At 69.0% G+C, this 15,569-nt stretch carries 13 protein-coding genes and 1 tRNA gene; 5 read left to right on the top strand and 9 right to left on the bottom strand.

The features are described 5' to 3' along the window. The first annotated feature begins 9 nt into the window (after positions 1 to 9). The 3 genes from H1Q64_RS03610 to H1Q64_RS03600 all read left to right on the top strand — a co-directional run bounded on the left by H1Q64_RS03610 (position 10) and on the right by H1Q64_RS03600 (position 2,927). Positions 10 to 1,047, top strand: coding sequence for a DctP family TRAP transporter solute-binding subunit (locus H1Q64_RS03610; protein ID WP_237904413.1), 1,038 nt, complete (start codon positions 10 to 12; stop codon positions 1,045 to 1,047). An 87-nt stretch (positions 1,048 to 1,134) separates the two neighbouring features. Beyond that, positions 1,135 to 1,644 carry a TRAP transporter small permease gene (locus H1Q64_RS03605; protein ID WP_237904412.1) on the top strand — a complete coding sequence of 170 codons (510 nt, stop codon included), beginning with the start codon at positions 1,135 to 1,137 and terminating at the stop codon, positions 1,642 to 1,644. Further along, on the top strand, positions 1,644 to 2,927 hold the full coding sequence (locus H1Q64_RS03600) for a TRAP transporter large permease (protein WP_237904411.1): 1,284 nt from the start codon (positions 1,644 to 1,646) through the stop codon (positions 2,925 to 2,927). Before H1Q64_RS03605 ends, H1Q64_RS03600 begins: the two co-directional genes overlap by 1 nt. Before the next feature lie 3 nt (positions 2,928 to 2,930). Here H1Q64_RS03600 and H1Q64_RS03595 read toward each other — a convergent pair whose 3' ends face one another. From H1Q64_RS03595 to H1Q64_RS03555, 9 genes are all read right to left on the bottom strand, one after another. Next, on the bottom strand, positions 2,931 to 3,845 hold the full coding sequence (locus H1Q64_RS03595; protein WP_237904410.1) for a DMT family transporter: 915 nt from the start codon (positions 3,843 to 3,845) through the stop codon (positions 2,931 to 2,933). Positions 3,846 to 3,906: 61 nt separating this feature from the next. After that, positions 3,907 to 4,335, bottom strand: coding sequence for a hypothetical protein (locus tag H1Q64_RS03590; protein WP_237904409.1), 429 nt, complete (start codon positions 4,333 to 4,335; stop codon positions 3,907 to 3,909). Positions 4,336 to 4,504: 169 nt separating this feature from the next. Next, positions 4,505 to 6,076, bottom strand: a complete 1,572-nt coding sequence (locus H1Q64_RS03585; RefSeq protein WP_237904408.1) for a glycosyltransferase — start codon at positions 6,074 to 6,076, stop codon at positions 4,505 to 4,507. A gap of 82 nt (positions 6,077 to 6,158) precedes the next feature. Beyond that, positions 6,159 to 6,233, bottom strand: a tRNA-Thr gene (locus tag H1Q64_RS03580). Positions 6,234 to 6,314: 81 nt separating this feature from the next. Continuing rightward, positions 6,315 to 8,243: a DNA helicase RecQ gene (recQ, locus tag H1Q64_RS03575; RefSeq protein ID WP_419468818.1), complete on the bottom strand. Its 1,929-nt coding sequence runs from the start codon at positions 8,241 to 8,243 to the stop codon at positions 6,315 to 6,317. A gap of 189 nt (positions 8,244 to 8,432) precedes the next feature. After that, complete coding sequence (locus tag H1Q64_RS03570) at positions 8,433 to 8,876, bottom strand: (deoxy)nucleoside triphosphate pyrophosphohydrolase (RefSeq protein WP_051140063.1); 444 nt, start codon at positions 8,874 to 8,876, stop codon at positions 8,433 to 8,435. Further along, a complete protein-coding gene (locus H1Q64_RS03565) occupies positions 8,876 to 9,394 on the bottom strand; it encodes a GNAT family N-acetyltransferase (RefSeq protein WP_237904407.1) in 519 nt (172 codons plus the stop codon). The genes H1Q64_RS03570 and H1Q64_RS03565 overlap by 1 nt, the downstream gene beginning before the upstream one ends. A gap of 16 nt (positions 9,395 to 9,410) precedes the next feature. Beyond that, entirely contained in the window at positions 9,411 to 10,649 is a 1,239-nt protein-coding gene (argJ, locus tag H1Q64_RS03560; RefSeq protein WP_237904406.1) for a bifunctional glutamate N-acetyltransferase/amino-acid acetyltransferase ArgJ, read from the bottom strand. Positions 10,650 to 10,824: 175 nt separating this feature from the next. Beyond that, a complete protein-coding gene (locus H1Q64_RS03555) occupies positions 10,825 to 11,784 on the bottom strand; it encodes a peptidylprolyl isomerase (protein WP_237904405.1) in 960 nt (319 codons plus the stop codon). Between the two features lie 396 nt (positions 11,785 to 12,180). Here H1Q64_RS03555 and secA point away from each other — a divergent pair, with 396 nt between their 5' ends. After that, positions 12,181 to 14,931 (top strand): preprotein translocase subunit SecA, encoded by a 2,751-nt coding sequence (secA, locus tag H1Q64_RS03550; protein WP_237904404.1) that lies wholly within the window; start codon positions 12,181 to 12,183, stop codon positions 14,929 to 14,931. Positions 14,932 to 15,081: 150 nt separating this feature from the next. Further along, positions 15,082 to 15,528 carry a large conductance mechanosensitive channel protein MscL gene (mscL, locus tag H1Q64_RS03545; RefSeq protein ID WP_237904403.1) on the top strand — a complete coding sequence of 149 codons (447 nt, stop codon included), beginning with the start codon at positions 15,082 to 15,084 and terminating at the stop codon, positions 15,526 to 15,528. Positions 15,529 to 15,569: the final 41 nt, after the last annotated feature.

Raw genomic sequence — 15,569 nt, 5'->3', positions numbered from 1 at the left:
GAAACAAGAATGAAGTCGATGAAGGCCCTGTTCGCCGGTCTGGCGCTGGCCGCCATGGTTCTGCCGGGCGTTCTCGCCAACGGCGCGGCGGCGGCGGACTACAAGGCCGAGTACAAGCTGTCCACCGTGCTGGGCAAGCCGTTTCCCTGGGGCATCGGCGGCGACCGCTGGGCCGAGCTGGTCAAGGAGAAGACCAACGGGCGCATCAATGTGAAGATGTATCCCGGCTCCGCCCTGGTGAACGGCGACCAGACCAAGGAATTCACCGCGTTGCGCCAGGGCGTGATCGACATGGCGGTGGGCTCGACCATCAACTGGTCGCCGCAGGTGAAGGAGCTGAACCTCTTCTCGCTGCCCTTCCTGATGCCCGACCACAAGGCGATGGACGCGCTGACCCAGGGACCGGTCGGCAAGCAGCTGTTCGACCTGCTCGCCACCAAGGACGTGGTGCCGCTGGCCTGGGGCGAGAACGGCTTCCGCGAGATCTCCAACTCCAAGCGCGCCATCCGCACGCCGGAGGATCTGAAGGGCCTGAAGATCCGCGTCGTCGGCTCGCCGCTCTACCTCGACACCTTCACCGCGCTGGGCGCCAACCCGACGCAGATGAGCTGGGCCGACGCGCAGCCCGCTTTGTCCACCGGCGCCGTCGACGGGCAGGAGAACCCGGTCGGCGTGTTCGTCGCCGGCAAGCTGCCGACGCTCGGCCAGAAGCACCTGACGCTGTGGGGCTACGTCGCCGACCCGCTGATCTTCGTGGTCAACAAGGAGGTCTGGAACAGCTGGTCGAAGGAAGACCAGGAGGCGGTCCGCGCCGCCGCCGTCCAGGCCGCCGCGGAAGAGGTCGCCATCGCCCGCAAGGGCATCACCGCCCAGGACGACAGCCTGCTGAAGGACATCGCCGCCCAGGGCGTCGAGGTCGTGCAACTGACGCCCGAGCAGCAGAAGGCGTTCCAGACCGCCACCCGCGCCGTCTACGACAAGTGGGCCAAGACCATCGGCCCCGACCTCGTGAAGGCCGCCGAGACCTCCGTCGCCGACCGGAAGTAAGCCTGCGGCTTGCCGTGCCGTTGCCCCCACCCTGATCCGCGACGGGAAAAGGGTGGGGGCAACCGGTTCCCAATTCGAGATTTTCCGATGAACAACGATCTGCTGGAAGCCGGCATGGCGACGGAGCAGCCCAAGACGCGGGTGCCGGTGACGCTGGAGCGTTCGCTGGCCGCCCTGTCCATGGCCGCCCTGTGCCTCGTCACCTTCGCCAACGTCGTGACGCGCTACCTGACCGACGTGTCGCTGGCCTTCACCGAGGAATATTCGATCTTCCTGCTGGTGGTCATGACGCTGTTCGGTTCCGCTGTCGCCGCCGCCGCCGACCGGCACATCCGCATCACCTTTATCGCCGAGAAGCTGCCGCCGGCCCTGCGCCGGGTGACGGAGCTGGTGGCCTGGACGGCGGCGCTCGCCATGTTCGGCCTGCTCGTCTGGTACGGCGGACGCCTGACCTACGACCAGTGGCGGTTCGAGGAAACCTCGCCCGGCCTGGGCAACCCGCAATGGCTCTACACGGTCTGGCTTCCGCTGCTGTCGGCGGTCGTCGCCCTGCGCGTGATCGGGCGCCTGATCCGCACGGCGAAGGGAACGGCCTGATGGCGTTGACGATTCTGTTCGGCGGCTTCCTGCTGCTTCTGGTGATCGGCGCGCCGCTGGCGGTGGCCCTGGGGCTGGCGGGATCGCTGGCGATCCTGGACGCGCAGCTCGGCATCCTGTCGGTTCCGACCAACGTCTACGCCGGCATCGCCAAGTACCCGCTGCTGGCCATCCCGGTCTTCATCCTGGCCGGCCTGATCTTCGAGCGGGCGGGCGTGGCCAAGCAACTCGTCACCTTCGCGTCCTCCATCGTCGGGGCGAAGAACGGCGGGCTGGCGGTGGTGGCGATCCTGGTCTGCATGGTGATGGGCGGCATCTCCGGCTCCGGCCCCGCCGACGCGGCGGCGGTCGCCACGGTGATGATCCCGTCCATGCACAAGGCCGGCTATCCGAAGGCCTTCTCGGCCAGCGTGATCGCGGCGGCGGCGGCAACGGCCATCCTGATCCCGCCCTCGGTCGCCTTCATCATCTACAGCGTCCTGGTCCCACAGGCGTCGGTGCCGGCGCTGTTCGCGGCGGGGCTGATCCCCGGCGTGCTGGCCGGGCTGTCGCTGCTGGCGCCGACGATCTGGCTGTCGCGCAAGCACGGCTTCGGCCTGAAGGACGCCGGGCCGCGCCCGCCCTTCTGGCGCAGCCTGCGGCAGGCGATCTGGGGGCTGCTGGCCCCGGTCATCATCCTGGGCGGCCTTCGCACCGGCGCCTTCACCCCGACCGAGGCGGCGGTGGTCGCCGTCTTCTACGGTCTGGCCGTCGGCGTCTTCGTCTACCGCAGCCTGACCTGGCGCGAGCTGTACGAGGTGCTGGCCGAGGCGGCGGAGATGTCCGCCGTGGTGCTTCTCATCATCGCGCTGTCCAGCGTTTTCGCCTGGGCGGGCAGCACGATGGGCGCCTTCGACCGGGTCGCCGCCCTGGCGATCGAGGGGGTGGGCAGCGAGGTCCTCGTCCTGCTGCTGCTGAACGTGGCGCTGCTGGCGCTGGGGATGGTGCTCGACGCGGTGTCGATCTTCCTGATCCTGCTGCCGCTGCTGACCCCGATCATGACCGCCTTCCACTGGGACCCGGTGTGGTTCGGCGTGATGCTGACCATGAATCTCGCCATCGGCCAGTTCACCCCGCCCATGGCGGTGAACCTGATGGTGACCACGCGGGTGGCCGGCATCAGCATGGAATCGACGGTGCGCTGGGTGCTGTGGATGGTCGCCGCGATGCTCAGCGCGCTGATCCTGGTGACCTTCGTGCCGGAGCTGGCGCTCTGGCTGCCCCGGAAGCTCGGCTACCTGTAACCCTCAGGCCTTGGCGCGGCGGGTGGCCAGCAGGATGCCCGCCGCGATCAGGCCGATGCCGGCGGCGTGGTAGAGGTGGGGCTGCTCGCCGAGGAACAGGATGGCGAGGACGCTCCCGAACACCGGCATCAGATGGATGCACATCCCCGCCGTGTTGGCGCCGACCAACGCCACGGCGCGGTTGAAGCAGAGATAGGCGGCGATCGACGGGAACAGCGCCACGTAGGCGACCGCCCCCAGCGCCGTCGGGGTGATCGGCATGGGGTTCCCGCCGACGCTTTCCCACAGATAGAAGGGCAGCAGCATCGCTGCGCCGCCTGCGAAGGTGACGGCGATGAAGCTGAGGCCATGCACCGCCGGGCGGCGGCGCAGCAGGGCAGTGTAGGCGGCGTAGCCGAGCACCGCCGCCAGCACCCACAAATCCCCGGCGGCGAGTTGCAGCCCGATCAGCACCGCCGGGTCGCCCCGCGCGATCAGCGTCAGGGCGCCGGTCAGCGACACGGCGATGCCCACCCCTTGCAGCGGGGTCACGCGGTCACCGAACAGGGCCAGGCTCATCAGCACGATCAGCACCGGCATGGAGGACTGCATCATCACCGCGTTCAGCGCCGTGGTGGTGTGCAGACCCACATAGAGGAAGGTGTTGAAGACGGCGATGCCCAACGCCGACAGCAGCAGCACGACCGGCCACTGCTTGGCCAGCGCCCGCGCGTCGTGCCGCAGGTGCCGCCACGCGAAGGGCAGCACCAGCAGCATCCCCAGCGTCCAGCGCCAGAAGGCCAGCCCGACCGGCGGCACCTCGCCCGACACCGCGCGGCCCAGGACGGCGTTGCTGGACCAGAACAGCGGCGGCAACATCATCAGGAGCCACGCCTGATCGAACAGGCGGCGGCGGGCGGGGGTGGCGTTGTCGCTCACGGCTGGCGGCTCATCGGGCTGGGCGCGTCGGGGCTGGACGCATTATGAAACGGGCCGCGGCTCAGCCGCGGCGGCGCGGGGAGGCGAAGGGCGACAGGGGGCCGTCGCCACGCGCACCATCGCTGCGCGGGCCATCACCACGGGGACCATCCGCCCGGAAGGACTCGCTGCGGGAGAAACTCTCGCGGCGCGGGCGGTCGCCACGGGGACCATCGCCACGGGGGCCGTCACCGCGCGGGCCGTCACCGCGCGGGCCGCGCCCCTCGCCACGGGGACCGTCGCCGCGGCCCTCGCGCGGGGGCTTTGGCGGCTGGCGCATTTCCGCGTCCAGCTCGGCGATGCGCTTCACCAGCGCTTCACGGATCGCCGGGGCCGCGTGGGACTTCAAGGTGGCGAGCTGCTCCTTCAACTGCTGGAGCTGAAGCTGCTTCTGCTCCCGCGTGCGCTTGATGGCGACGTTGTCGGAATGCTGGCCGTCGAAGGCGCGCATGAAAAGGTCCTCGTTGCAGAAAATAAGACACCCGCCGTGGCGTCCCAGCGGACGCCCGGTCGGAGAGCGCGGAATATTGGAAAGGCACCGGCGCCAAAGCAAGCCGGGAGTTTGCTCCGCCTGTGCGATAAAGCGGTTGACGGGGGCAGCCCGGATCACTCCGCACCGATCAATCCACGGGTGACCGCCGGCTGCGGAACAGCGCCACCGCCTCTTCGAGATAGCGCGACAGGTCGGCGGCGGCCTCCGCCGGCCCGGTGCGCCGCGACCCTTGGACGCGGGCCTCCGCGGCGGCGGCGGCCAGGGCGGCGGGATCGGCGGCCAGAGCGGTCAGCCGTTCGACGAAGGCGTCGTAGTCGGGGTGGACGAAGCGCGGACCGACGACGCTGGCGACGTCGCCGCCGGGAAGCGACAGCGGCACCGCCCCGGCGGCCAGGGCCTCGGCAGCGCTGGCGCCTCCGCCGGTCCGCCGAGGATTCACATAGGCGTCGCAGACCGCCAGCAGGGCGCCCATGTCCGACACATAGCCCAGGCACCACAGCCGCCCGGCGTGGCGCGAGGCGGCCAGCCGCCGGGGCAGGGCGTCGGCGTGTCCGGCGAAGACGGCGACGGCGTGCGGCACGCGGTCGAACAGCGCCTCCAGCATGGCGAGGAAGGCGCCATCCGCCTCCTCGTCCAGCCGGTTGCCGATGACGGCGCAGACGAAGGCGCCGTCATCGAGCCCGAAGGCGGCGCGCGATCCTTGTTTCCTCGGGGTGGCCCCGGCCAGCGAATGCAGGAAGCGGAAGGGCCGCCAGGACCGGGCCAGCGGCCCGTGGGTGGGTGCCGCGCCTCCGCCGAAATCCAGCACGATGTCGGCCAGCGACAGGGCGGTCCCGGTGGTGGTCGGAATGCAAAGGGTGGGGCGCGCTCCGGCCATCAGATCAGCCACGACGTTCGACCCGCCGAGCGACAGCACGGCGTCGGGATCGAGCGCCGCGATGGCCTCCAGGAACCGGGCGATCTTGCCGGGGCTGACGCAGGGCGCGACCGAGGACAGCATCCGATAGCCGCGCCCGTCCGCCTCGATCCGCTGATCGCCGGAGAAGGTGGGCTCCACCGACGCCACGAAGGAGGGCACGAACAGGCTGTGCGCCGCCGCTGGCATGATGTTGGTGTTGAGGATCACCACCTCCCGCCCGCAGCGGTCTTCCAGCAGGGCGGCGTAGGACAGCAGGTCCCGCGACGGCTGGTGGCGCAGCGACAGGAACTGGTTGGTCACCAGCACGACCCGCCCGCTATCCGCTCCCCCGGCCCGGCGGGCGGGCGGGACGATGGCCTGGCGGCGGCGGATCTCGTCGAGGATGCGGCGGTAGAAGGGGAACTGCCGTTCCTCGAAGAAGCCGGGGCGGCTCGCCGGGTTCATGCGCATCAGGAAGAGCTGGCGTCCGATGCCGGCGTGGATGTGCAGCAGCCCCTCCAGCCCGGATTGCGCGATGTTCCCCTCCACCGCGTCGAGCAGTTCGTCGTAATAGCGCAGGTCGCCGGAGACGGCGGCCATGGCCGACAGCAGCAGGATGGTATCCACTCCCTGCGCAAGCCGGGGCAACTCCCGCGCCGCCCGTGCCCGCTCGGCCCTGGGCCGGTCGAGAAAGGCCTCGCAGAGCGTCTCGATGGCCTTCAGGTCCCGCCCGCTCGTCACGGGCCTGCGCAGCGCGGCGGCGAGGTCATTGAGGGGGGACGGGGAGGGGGGCTGGTGCATCGGCCGTGCTGGGAAAAGGGCGCGATGAGTCATGCCACATATGGAAAGACCCCGGAAGGCGTTACCTTCCAGGGCCTTAGAGTGGTGCCGCAGCAGGGATTTGAACCCCGGACCTACTGATTACGAATCAGTTGCTCTACCCCTGAGCTACTGCGGCGCCGACGTCGGTGCGTCGTGGGCGCGGAAATTAACCGGGGGGGCGGACCGGCGCAAGCGCTTTTTTGGGAGATGGATAAAATTATCCTTTCTGGCGGATGACGTCCAAAAAGGGGTCGGCATAACGCTCCAGCTTGCGGGCGCCGACGCCGGGCAGGCGGGCGAAGGCGGCGCGGTCCATCGGGCGCGTCGCGACCATCTCCAGCAGCGTGCTGTCGTGGAAGATCACGTAAGGCGGCACCCCCTGCGCGCGGGCCAACTCGGTGCGGCAGTCCTTCAGCGCGTGCCACAGCGCGTCGTCTGCCGGCGATAGGGCGCCGCGCGCCCCCGCCCGCGACACGCCCTCTCCCGACAGGCCGCCGGAGGGGGCTGCGCCGCCGCGGGAGACGTGGCGGCGCAGCGCGTCGTGGACGCCACGGCGCTTCTCCACCACCGGGTCCTTGCGCAGCTTCACCGTCTGCTGGCCCTTGATGACCGGGATGCCCGCGTCGGTCAGGCGGAAGCCGCCATAGCCTTCCAGGTCGACCGTCAGATAGCCGGCGGCGACGAGCTGGCGGTAGACCGACTGCCATTCCGCCTTGGACAGCTCCTTGCCGCAGCCGAAGGTCTTCAGCGCGTCGTGGGCCTGCTGCGCCACCTTCTCCGTGGCGTTGCCCAGCAGCACGTCGATCAGGTGCCCGGCGCCGTAGCGCTGGCCGGTGCGGTAGACCGCCGACAGGGCTTTCTGCGCGGCGACGGTGCCGTCCCAGGTCTCCACCGGCTCCAGGCAGGTGTCGCAGTTGCCGCAGGGCGCCTCCAGCGTCTCGCCGAAATAGTTCAGCAGCACCTTGCGGCGGCAGGCGGAGGTCTCGCAGAAGCCGAGCAGCGCCTCCAGCTTGGAGCGCTCGACGCGGCGGTGGGAATCGCCGGCTTCCGACTGCTCCAGCATCTGGCGCAAGCCCACCACGTCGGCCATGCCGTAGCTCATCCAGGCGTCGGCAGGCAGGCCGTCGCGCCCAGCGCGGCCGGTTTCCTGGTAGTAGGCCTCCAGGCTCTTGGGCGGGTCGAGGTGGCAGACGAAGCGCACGTTCGGCTTGTCGATGCCCATGCCGAAGGCCACCGTCGCCACCATGACGATGCCCTCGCCCTTGATGAACAGGTCCTGGTTCGCCTCGCGCACCTCGGACGGCAGCCCGGCGTGGTAGGGAAGCGCCTCCCGGCCCTGCTGGTTCAGCCAGTTGGCCGTGTCCTCCACCTTCGCCCGCGACATGCAATAGATGATGCCGGCGTCCTCGGGGTGGTTCTCCCGCAGGAAGGCCAGCATCTGCTGGCGCTCGCTCTTCTTCGGGACGACGCGGTAGGTGATGTTGGGCCGGTCGAAGCTGGACAGGAAGACGCGGGCCTCGGTCAGCCCCAGCTTGTCCTTGATCTCCGCGCGGGTCTGCGCGTCCGCCGTGGCGGTCAGTGCAACGCGCGGCACGGTCGGATGCCGCTCGTGCAGGATGGAGAGCTGGAGATACTCGGGCCGGAAATCATGGCCCCACTGGCTGACGCAATGCGCCTCGTCCAGCGCGAACAGGGCGAGCTTGGTGCGGTCCAGCAGGTCGAGGAAACGCGGGGTGACCAGACGTTCCGGCGCCACGTAGACGAGGTCGATCTCGCCGCGGACCATGGCCCGCTCCACCTCGCGCGCCTCGGCGGCGTCAAGGGAGGAGTTGAGGAAGGCCGCCCGCACGCCCAGCTCGCGCAGCGCCGTCACCTGGTCCCGCATCAGCGCGATCAGCGGCGAGACCACCACCGTCACGCCGTCGCGCACCAGCGCCGGCACTTGATAGCACAACGACTTGCCGCCGCCCGTCGGCATGAGGACGAGCGCATCGCCGCCACGGATGACGTGGGCGATGATGTCGGCCTGCTGCCCGCGGAAGGCGGAATAGCCGAAGACCGACCGCAGCACCTCCAGGGCAGGGTTGCCGTCAGGGTCCAGGGCCGGCTCCGCCGAAGGGGCCTTGAGATTGAAGAGCGAGTCCACGCCGATGCGGTTCAGATGCGGGTCCGTCTCTGGACGATTCAGAATCTGGTGGTCGGGATGCGATCCCGAACGCGACGGCTATGATGTGGCACAGATCACTCGATTCGTGAAGCCGCAATCCGGAAGAGGTGTGGGGACAAGGGTGGCGCATCGCACGATGCGGGAGAAACCGTGGCGTTGTTCGGCCGGCTACAGCAGGTCGCGCAGCATCGCCACCAGCGGCACGTCGGCGGGGGGCATGGGGTAGTCGCCCATGCGGTTCGGGTAGACCCAGGCGAGTTTCTGCCCCTCGCGCGCCATCACGTCGCCCTCCCAGACGCGGCAGACGAACAGCGGCATCAGCAGGTGGAATTTTTCGTAGCTGTGCGAGGCGAAGGTGAAGGGGGCGAGGCAGCTCGCCGCCGTGTCGATTCCCAACTCCTCCTTCAGTTCGCGGACCAGGGCGGCCTCGGGGGTCTCGCCCGCGTCGACCTTGCCGCCGGGGAACTCCCACAGCCCGGCCAGCGACTTGCCGGGCGGACGCTGGGCCAGCAGGACGCGGCCGTCGGCGTCCACCAGAGCGACCGCGACGACCAGCAGGGTCGGCAGCGAACCGGGGGCCGGGGTGGAGGAAGGATCGAAGCAGGCCGGCATCACGCGGTCTCCGGGGTGAGGAACCGCCAGCGTCCGGCGGTCAGTTCATATTGGTTGGCGGCGTCGAGCGGCAGGAAGCCGACCTTGTCCAGCAGGCGGCGGGACCGGTGGTTGTCCGGTGCGATCCGCGCCCACAGGCGGGGCAGGCCCAACGCGAAGGCGGCGGGGATGACGGCCCGCAGCATCTCGGTGGCATAGCCGACTCCCTGGTGAGGCTGGCCCAGCCAATAGCCGACCTCGCCGTCCGCCAGGATCACGCCGATGCCGCCCACCGGCTGGCTATCGCCCCTTCGGACCGCCAGCAGGTCGAGCGACGCACGCTCCGCCCGGTTGTGGGCGGCCAGGGCGATCCAGGCGCGCCCGTCCTCCGGACCGTAGGGATGGGGCACGCGGGCGAGCCAGCGCGCCACCTCCCACTCCCCGATCAGCGGCGCGAAACGCTCCACATCCTCCAGGCGGAAGGGGCGGAGCGTCAGCCGCGCCGTGTCGAGGCGCTCGGGCAGGGGCGCGCCGGTCATGACACCAAGTCCGGTCTCAGCTCCGGTAGGAGCCATTGATGTCGATGTAGCCGTGGGTCAGATCGCAGGTCCAGACGCGGGACTTGCCGGTGCCGATGCCCAGGTCGATGTGCACGTCGATCTCCTGGCCCTTCATGTGGGCGGCGACCGGCGCCTCGTCGTAGCCCGGAACCTCCATGCCCTCGGCGCAGATCAGCGTGCCGCCGATGGTGATCTTGATGAGGTCGCGGTCGGCCCGCTCGCCGGCCCGCCCGATGGCGGCGACGATGCGGCCCCAGTTGGCGTCCTCGCCGGCCAGCGCGGTCTTGACCAGCGGGGAGTTGGCGACGGTCAGGGCGATGCGCTTGGCGGCGGCGTCGCTCTCGGCGCCGACCAGCGTGATCGAGACGAACTTGGTCGCCCCCTCGCCGTCGCGCACGATCTGCAGCGCGAGGTCGAGCATCACCTCCTCCAGCGCCTTGCGGAAGTCGGCCAGCTCCGGCGCGTTGGCGTCGGTCACCGGGGCGTTGCCGGCCTTGCCGGTGGCGAACAACAGCAGCGTGTCGCTGGTCGAGGTGTCGCCGTCCACGGTGATTGCGTTGAAGCTGCGCTCGGTGAACTCCGACAGCATGGACTGGAGCGCCGGGGCGGCGATGGCCGCGTCGGTGAAGATGAAGCCCAGCATCGTCGCCATGTCCGGAGCGATCATACCGGAGCCCTTGGCGAAGCCGCTGATCGTCACCGTCGTCCCGCCGATGGCGACCTGACGGGTCGAGCCCTTGGCGAAGGTGTCGGTGGTCATGATGGCTCGCGCGCCGGCCTCCAGCGCCGCCGAGTCGTCCTTCAGCGCCGGGAGCATGCCCGGCAGGACCTTGGCGATGGCGTCGGGGGCCAGCGGGATGCCGATCACGCCGGTGGAGGCGACGTAGACCTCGTCGGTGGCGCAGCCGGCGATCTTGGCGGCGGCCTCGACGGTCGCCTGGACGGTGGCGTCGCCGGCCTTGCCGGTGAAGGCGTTGGCGTTGCCGGCGTTGACCACGACCGCGCGGGCCGAGCCGCGGGGCAGGCTGTCGCGGCACCAGATCACCGGGGCGGAGCAGGTCAGCGACCGGGTCAGCACGCCGGCCACCGTCGTGCCCTCGTCGAGCACGGCCAGCATCAGGTCGTCGCGGCCCTTGTATCGGATGCCGCTGTTGGCGGTGGCGATGCGCACGCCCGCGACGGGCGGGAGCGTCGGGAAGCCGGCGGGTGCCAAGGGGGAGACGGTCGTGGCCATGGGGACGGGCTCGTGGGGCTGGTGTGCGGGGGAGTGTTGGGGGTGTCAAGGCGCTTGCCCCCTCCCTAACCCTCCCCCGCTTCGCAGGGGAGGGGATTGGGTCCCTCCCTTGCGAAGCGGGGAAGGGGCCCGCGGCGTCAGCCGTGGGAAGGGTGGGGGCAACCGGTGCCGGACCTTAGTTCTTCTTCGGCTCTTCGGCCTTCGGGGCGCTCTGGGCCGGGGCGTCCGTGGCGGGCTCTTCCTTCGGCATCGGCGAGCCGTCGAGCTGGAAGGTCTCGACCTTGGCGACCTTGCGCAGATCATCCACGACGTTGGTCACGATGTCCTTGCTGAGCTGCTGCTCGAGCTGCGGCTTCACCTCGTCCAGGGACGGCTGCGGCTGGGTGCGCTTGTCCTCGACCTTGATGATGTGCCAGCCGAACTGCGTCTTCACCGGCTCCTTGCTCACCTCGCCCTTCTTCATGGCGAAGGCGGCGTCGGCGAAGGGCTCGACCATCGTGTCCTTGGTGAAGTAGCCGAGATCGCCGCCCTGCTCGGCGGCCACCGGGTCCTTCGACTTCTCCTTGGCGAGCTTGGCGAAGTCGCCGCCCTTCTTGAGCTGGGCGATGATCGCCTTGGCCTCATCCTCCTTCTCGACGAGGATGTGGGCGGCCTTGACCTCTTCCTGGGCCGGGTTCTGCTTCAGGAAGGCCTGATAGGCCTCGTCCAGCTTGGCCGGGGTGATGCGCGACTGCACTTCCTTCTGGATGTAGGCGCGCTGCACGGCGCGCTCCTCGGCGCGCTTGATCTCGTCCTTGACCTCCGGCGTGCCGGCGAGGTTGGCCTTGTAGCCGGCCTCGGCCACCAGCTTGGAGTTCACAAGCTGCTCAATCACCGCCGGGTAGATCATCTCCAGCGGCATCTGCTGCACCTGCGGCGGAAGCTGGGCGACCATGCGCTGGACGTCGGAGCGGTGGACCGCCTCGCCGTTGACGCGCGCCACCACCGGATCGGCCTCCGCCGGGGCGGGAGCGGCCTGCGCGGCGGGAGCGGGCGTCGCCGCGGGAGCCGGAGCCGGAGTCTGGGCGTGTGCGGCCAGCGCGAGGCCGCAGGCGGCCATCGACAGCAGGGCGGCGCGGAACACTCGATTCACCATGGAGTCTCTTCCTTCCGGCGGATGTGTCTTGTCACAGGCAATGTTATGACAGGGGGCTTCTTATGACGGACGACCAGCTGCGCCGGCTGTCCGGCCCCGCGCCCGAATCCGCGGGGGATTAAGCATGGGTTCGCGGCGCGGGGCAAGCGGTCGTGATGCGCGGCCGTGACGCCGGCGCCTTGCTTCGACCGTGTTCAAGGCGATATGGCGGCGGAACGGTGGTGCTTCCAGGGCGCATCACACGCCGATCCTCGCCCCGTGCAGCGCCGGCACCCCCGCGACGCACCCCTCAAAGGGCCGGGCAAAGGGGCGGGTCTCGTTGACAGAAACTTGCTTCGGGCCTATGTGAGACCGGTCAAAAAGCCGGCTTCACGACGTTCCACCCCCGAGGTTTTCATGTTCGGTGCTCTCGCCCGCAAGATTTTCGGCACCGCCAACACGCGCACCGTCAAGGCGCTGCAAAAATCCGTCCAGCAGATCAACGCGCTGGAGCCCGAGTTGGCGGCGCTCTCCGACGACGCGCTGCGCGCTCGCACCGATTGGCTGCGCGGACGGCTGTCGCAGGGCGAGACGCTCGACGCCATCCTGCCCGACGCCTTCGCCACCGTGCGCGAGGCCGGCAAGCGCGTGCTGGGGCAGCGGCACTACGACGTGCAGCTGATGGGCGGCATGGTCCTGCACCAGGGCAAGATCACCGAGATGCGCACCGGCGAAGGCAAGACGCTGGTCGCCACGCTGGCCGTCTATCTGAACGCGCTGGAGGGCAAGGGCGTCCACGTCGTCACCGTGAACGACTATCTGGCCTCGCGCGACAGCGCCTGGATGGGGCGCATCTACGGCTTCCTCGGCCTGACCACCGGCTGCATCGTGCACGGGCTGGACGACGAGGAGCGCCGCGCCGCCTACGCCGCCGACATCACCTACGGCACGAACAACGAATTCGGCTTCGACTATCTGCGTGACAACATGAAGTTCCGGCTGGAGGACATGGTCCAGCGGCCCTTCAACTTTGCCATCGTGGACGAGGTCGACTCGATCTTGATCGACGAGGCGCGCACTCCGCTGATCATCTCCGGCCCGTCCACCGATTCGTCGGAAATGTACGTGCAGGTGGACCGCCTGATCCCGCAGCTGACGCGGGACGACTATGAGTTGGACGAGAAGAACCGCACGGTCAGCCTGTCCGAGGCCGGGCAGGAGCATATGGAACAGCTTCTGGCCGAGGCCGGGCTGCTGAAGGCGGGCGGTCTGTACGACATCCAGAACGTGGCGCTGGTCCACCATTCCCAGCAGGCGCTGCGCGCCTACACGCTGTTCCAGCGCGACAAGGACTACATCGTCAAGGACGACAAGGTCATCATCATCGACGAGTTCACCGGCCGCATGATGGAGGGCCGCCGCTATTCGGAAGGCCTGCACCAGGCGCTGGAGGCCAAGGAGAAGGTGACGATCCAGCGCGAGAACCAGACGCTCGCTTCCATCACCTTCCAGAACTACTTCCGCATCTACCCGAAGCTGGCCGGCATGACCGGCACGGCGATGACCGAGGCGGCGGAGTTCGCGGAGATCTACGGCCTGGAGGTCGTGGACATGCCGACCAACGTGCCGGTCCAGCGCAAGGACATGGACGACGAGGTCTACCGCAAGGCGTCGGAGAAGTACGACGCGATCATCGACCTGATCGAGGACGCCCGCAAGCGCCAGCAGCCGGTGCTGGTCGGCACCACCTCCATCGAGAAGTCGGAGCTGATCGCCGAGCTGCTGAAGAAGCGCGGCATCCCGCACAACGTGCTGAACGCCCGCCACCACGAGCAGGAAGCCTACATCGTCGCGCAGGCGGGCCGTCCCGGCGCCGTCACGGTCGCCACCAACATGGCCGGCCGCGGCACCGACATCCAGCTCGGCGGCAACGTCGAGATGCGCATCCAGATGGAGCTGGCCAACCTGCCGGACGGACCGGAGCGCGACGCCAAGGTCAAGCAGATCGAGGCCGAGGTGGCCGAAGCGCGCGAGCTGGTCAAGCAGGCCGGCGGCCTCTACGTCGTCGGCACGGAGCGGCACGAGAGCCGCCGCATCGACAACCAGCTGCGCGGCCGTTCGGGCCGCCAGGGTGATCCGGGCGCCTCCAAGTTCTTCCTGTCGCTGGACGACGACCTGATGCGCATCTTCGGGTCGGAGCGCATGGACGGCATGCTCCAGCGCCTCGGCCTGAAGGAGGGGGAGGCGATCATCCACCCCTGGATCAACAAGGCACTGGAAAAGGCCCAGACCAAGGTCGAGGCCCACCATTTCGAGGTCCGCAAGAACCTGCTCAAGTTCGACAACGTCATGAACGACCAGCGCAAGGTCGTCTATGAGCAGCGTCGCGAGATCATGGACACCGAGGACATCGCCGAGACCGTCCTGGAGATGCGCCATCAGGTCGTCTCCAACATGGTCAACAAGGCGATCCCGCCGAACTCCTACTCCGAGGCCTGGGACATCGCCGGCCTGCACGAGGAGGTGAACCGCCTCCTGGGCATGGACCTGCCGGTCGCCGACTGGGCCAAGGAAGAGGGCATCGCCGAGCCGGAGATCGAGGAGCGCGTCCGCGAGGCTGCCGACCGTAAATACGCGGAGAAGGTGGAGAATTACGGTGCCGAGACGATGCGGCATGTGGAGAAGAGCCTGCTGCTGCAGATCCTCGACCAGGAATGGAAGGATCACCTGCTCCAGCTCGACCATCTCCGCCAGGGCATCAGCCTGCGCGCCTACGCCCAGAAGGACCCGCTGAACGAGTACAAGCGCGAAGCCTTCGAGCTGTTCGAGACTATGCTGTCGACCCTGCGCGAGCAGGTGACCGCCGTGCTGATGCATGTCGAGATCCGCATCGCCCCGCAGCCGGAGGAACTGTACGCCCGTCCGCCGCAGGAGATGCACGAGGGCCGCGACGATCCGGCGCTGGCGATGGCCGAGGCCGGAGCGGGCGCTGCTCAGGGCTATCCGCCGGCCGACGCGCCGTTGCCCGCCGGCATGGTCCGTCGCGAGGCCGCCGCTTCGGTGGTGCCGGGGGCCGACCCCAACGCCTGGGCGAACACGCCGCGCAACGCGCCGTGCCCCTGCGGCTCGGGCCAGAAGTACAAGCACTGCCACGGCAAGGTGGCGTAAGCGCCGCCGCGAAGAACGCCGCCGGGGACGTTCCGGAGGGGGACGTTCGGGAAGGGGCTGGGCCGCAGGGGCCGGCCCCTTTCCTTTTGCGGTCCTGGAAACTTCGGCTGGGCTGTGGCGTTCTTCCGATCAACAAGCGGGAGCGCAGCCATGTTGCAGGAATTCAAGACCTTCATCAGCCGCGGCAACGTCGTGGAACTGGCCGTCGGCATCATCATCGGCGCGGCCTTCACCGGCATCGTCAACTCGCTGGTCAGGGACATGCTGATGCCGCCCATCGGCTGGGTCATGGGCGGGATCGACTTCTCCAACTATTTCCTGAACCTGTCCGGCGGCCATTACGAGAGCCTCGCCGCGGCGGAGGCGGCGGGGGCGGCGACCATCAACTACGGCCGCTTCATCAACGCCCTGATCAACTTCTTCATCGTGGCGGGGGCGCTGTTCCTCATCGTGCGGCAGGTCAACCGCCTGCATTTCCTCCAGGATTCCAAGCCGAAGGCGCCGCCCCGCCAGGAGGTTCTGCTGGAGGAGATCCGGGATGCGCTGCGCGCACGGCAGGCACCCGCTCCCGGGGACACGACTCGACCGGGGGCGTGAAAGAATCTTCTTGGATTGTGCAGCGCAACCCATTATGTAAG

Origin of the sequence: Azospirillum brasilense (assembly GCF_022023855.1) — a bacterium.
GTDB classification, from domain to species: Bacteria; Pseudomonadota; Alphaproteobacteria; order Azospirillales; family Azospirillaceae; genus Azospirillum; species Azospirillum brasilense_F.
Note: the sequence above shows the minus strand (reverse complement) of the source record. Positions and strands in the feature narration are given on the sequence as shown.

Bases quoted from the DNA above. Each gene is read 5' to 3' on its own strand.
- H1Q64_RS03610 (WP_237904413.1), top strand. From the start codon at position 10: ATGAAGTCGATGAAGGCCCTGTTCGCCGGTCTGGCGCTGGCCGCCATG.
- H1Q64_RS03605 (WP_237904412.1), top strand. From the start codon at position 1,135: ATGAACAACGATCTGCTGGAAGCCGGCATGGCGACGGAGCAGCCCAAG.
- H1Q64_RS03600 (WP_237904411.1), top strand. From the start codon at position 1,644: ATGGCGTTGACGATTCTGTTCGGCGGCTTCCTGCTGCTTCTGGTGATC.
- H1Q64_RS03590 (WP_237904409.1), bottom strand. From the start codon at position 4,335: ATGCGCGCCTTCGACGGCCAGCATTCCGACAACGTCGCCATCAAGCGC.
- H1Q64_RS03585 (WP_237904408.1), bottom strand. From the start codon at position 6,076: ATGCACCAGCCCCCCTCCCCGTCCCCCCTCAATGACCTCGCCGCCGCG.
- H1Q64_RS03570 (WP_051140063.1), bottom strand. From the start codon at position 8,876: ATGCCGGCCTGCTTCGATCCTTCCTCCACCCCGGCCCCCGGTTCGCTG.
- H1Q64_RS03565 (WP_237904407.1), bottom strand. From the start codon at position 9,394: ATGACCGGCGCGCCCCTGCCCGAGCGCCTCGACACGGCGCGGCTGACG.
- argJ (WP_237904406.1), bottom strand. From the start codon at position 10,649: ATGGCCACGACCGTCTCCCCCTTGGCACCCGCCGGCTTCCCGACGCTC.
- H1Q64_RS03555 (WP_237904405.1), bottom strand. From the start codon at position 11,784: ATGGTGAATCGAGTGTTCCGCGCCGCCCTGCTGTCGATGGCCGCCTGC.
- secA (WP_237904404.1), top strand. From the start codon at position 12,181: ATGTTCGGTGCTCTCGCCCGCAAGATTTTCGGCACCGCCAACACGCGC.
- mscL (WP_237904403.1), top strand. From the start codon at position 15,082: ATGTTGCAGGAATTCAAGACCTTCATCAGCCGCGGCAACGTCGTGGAA.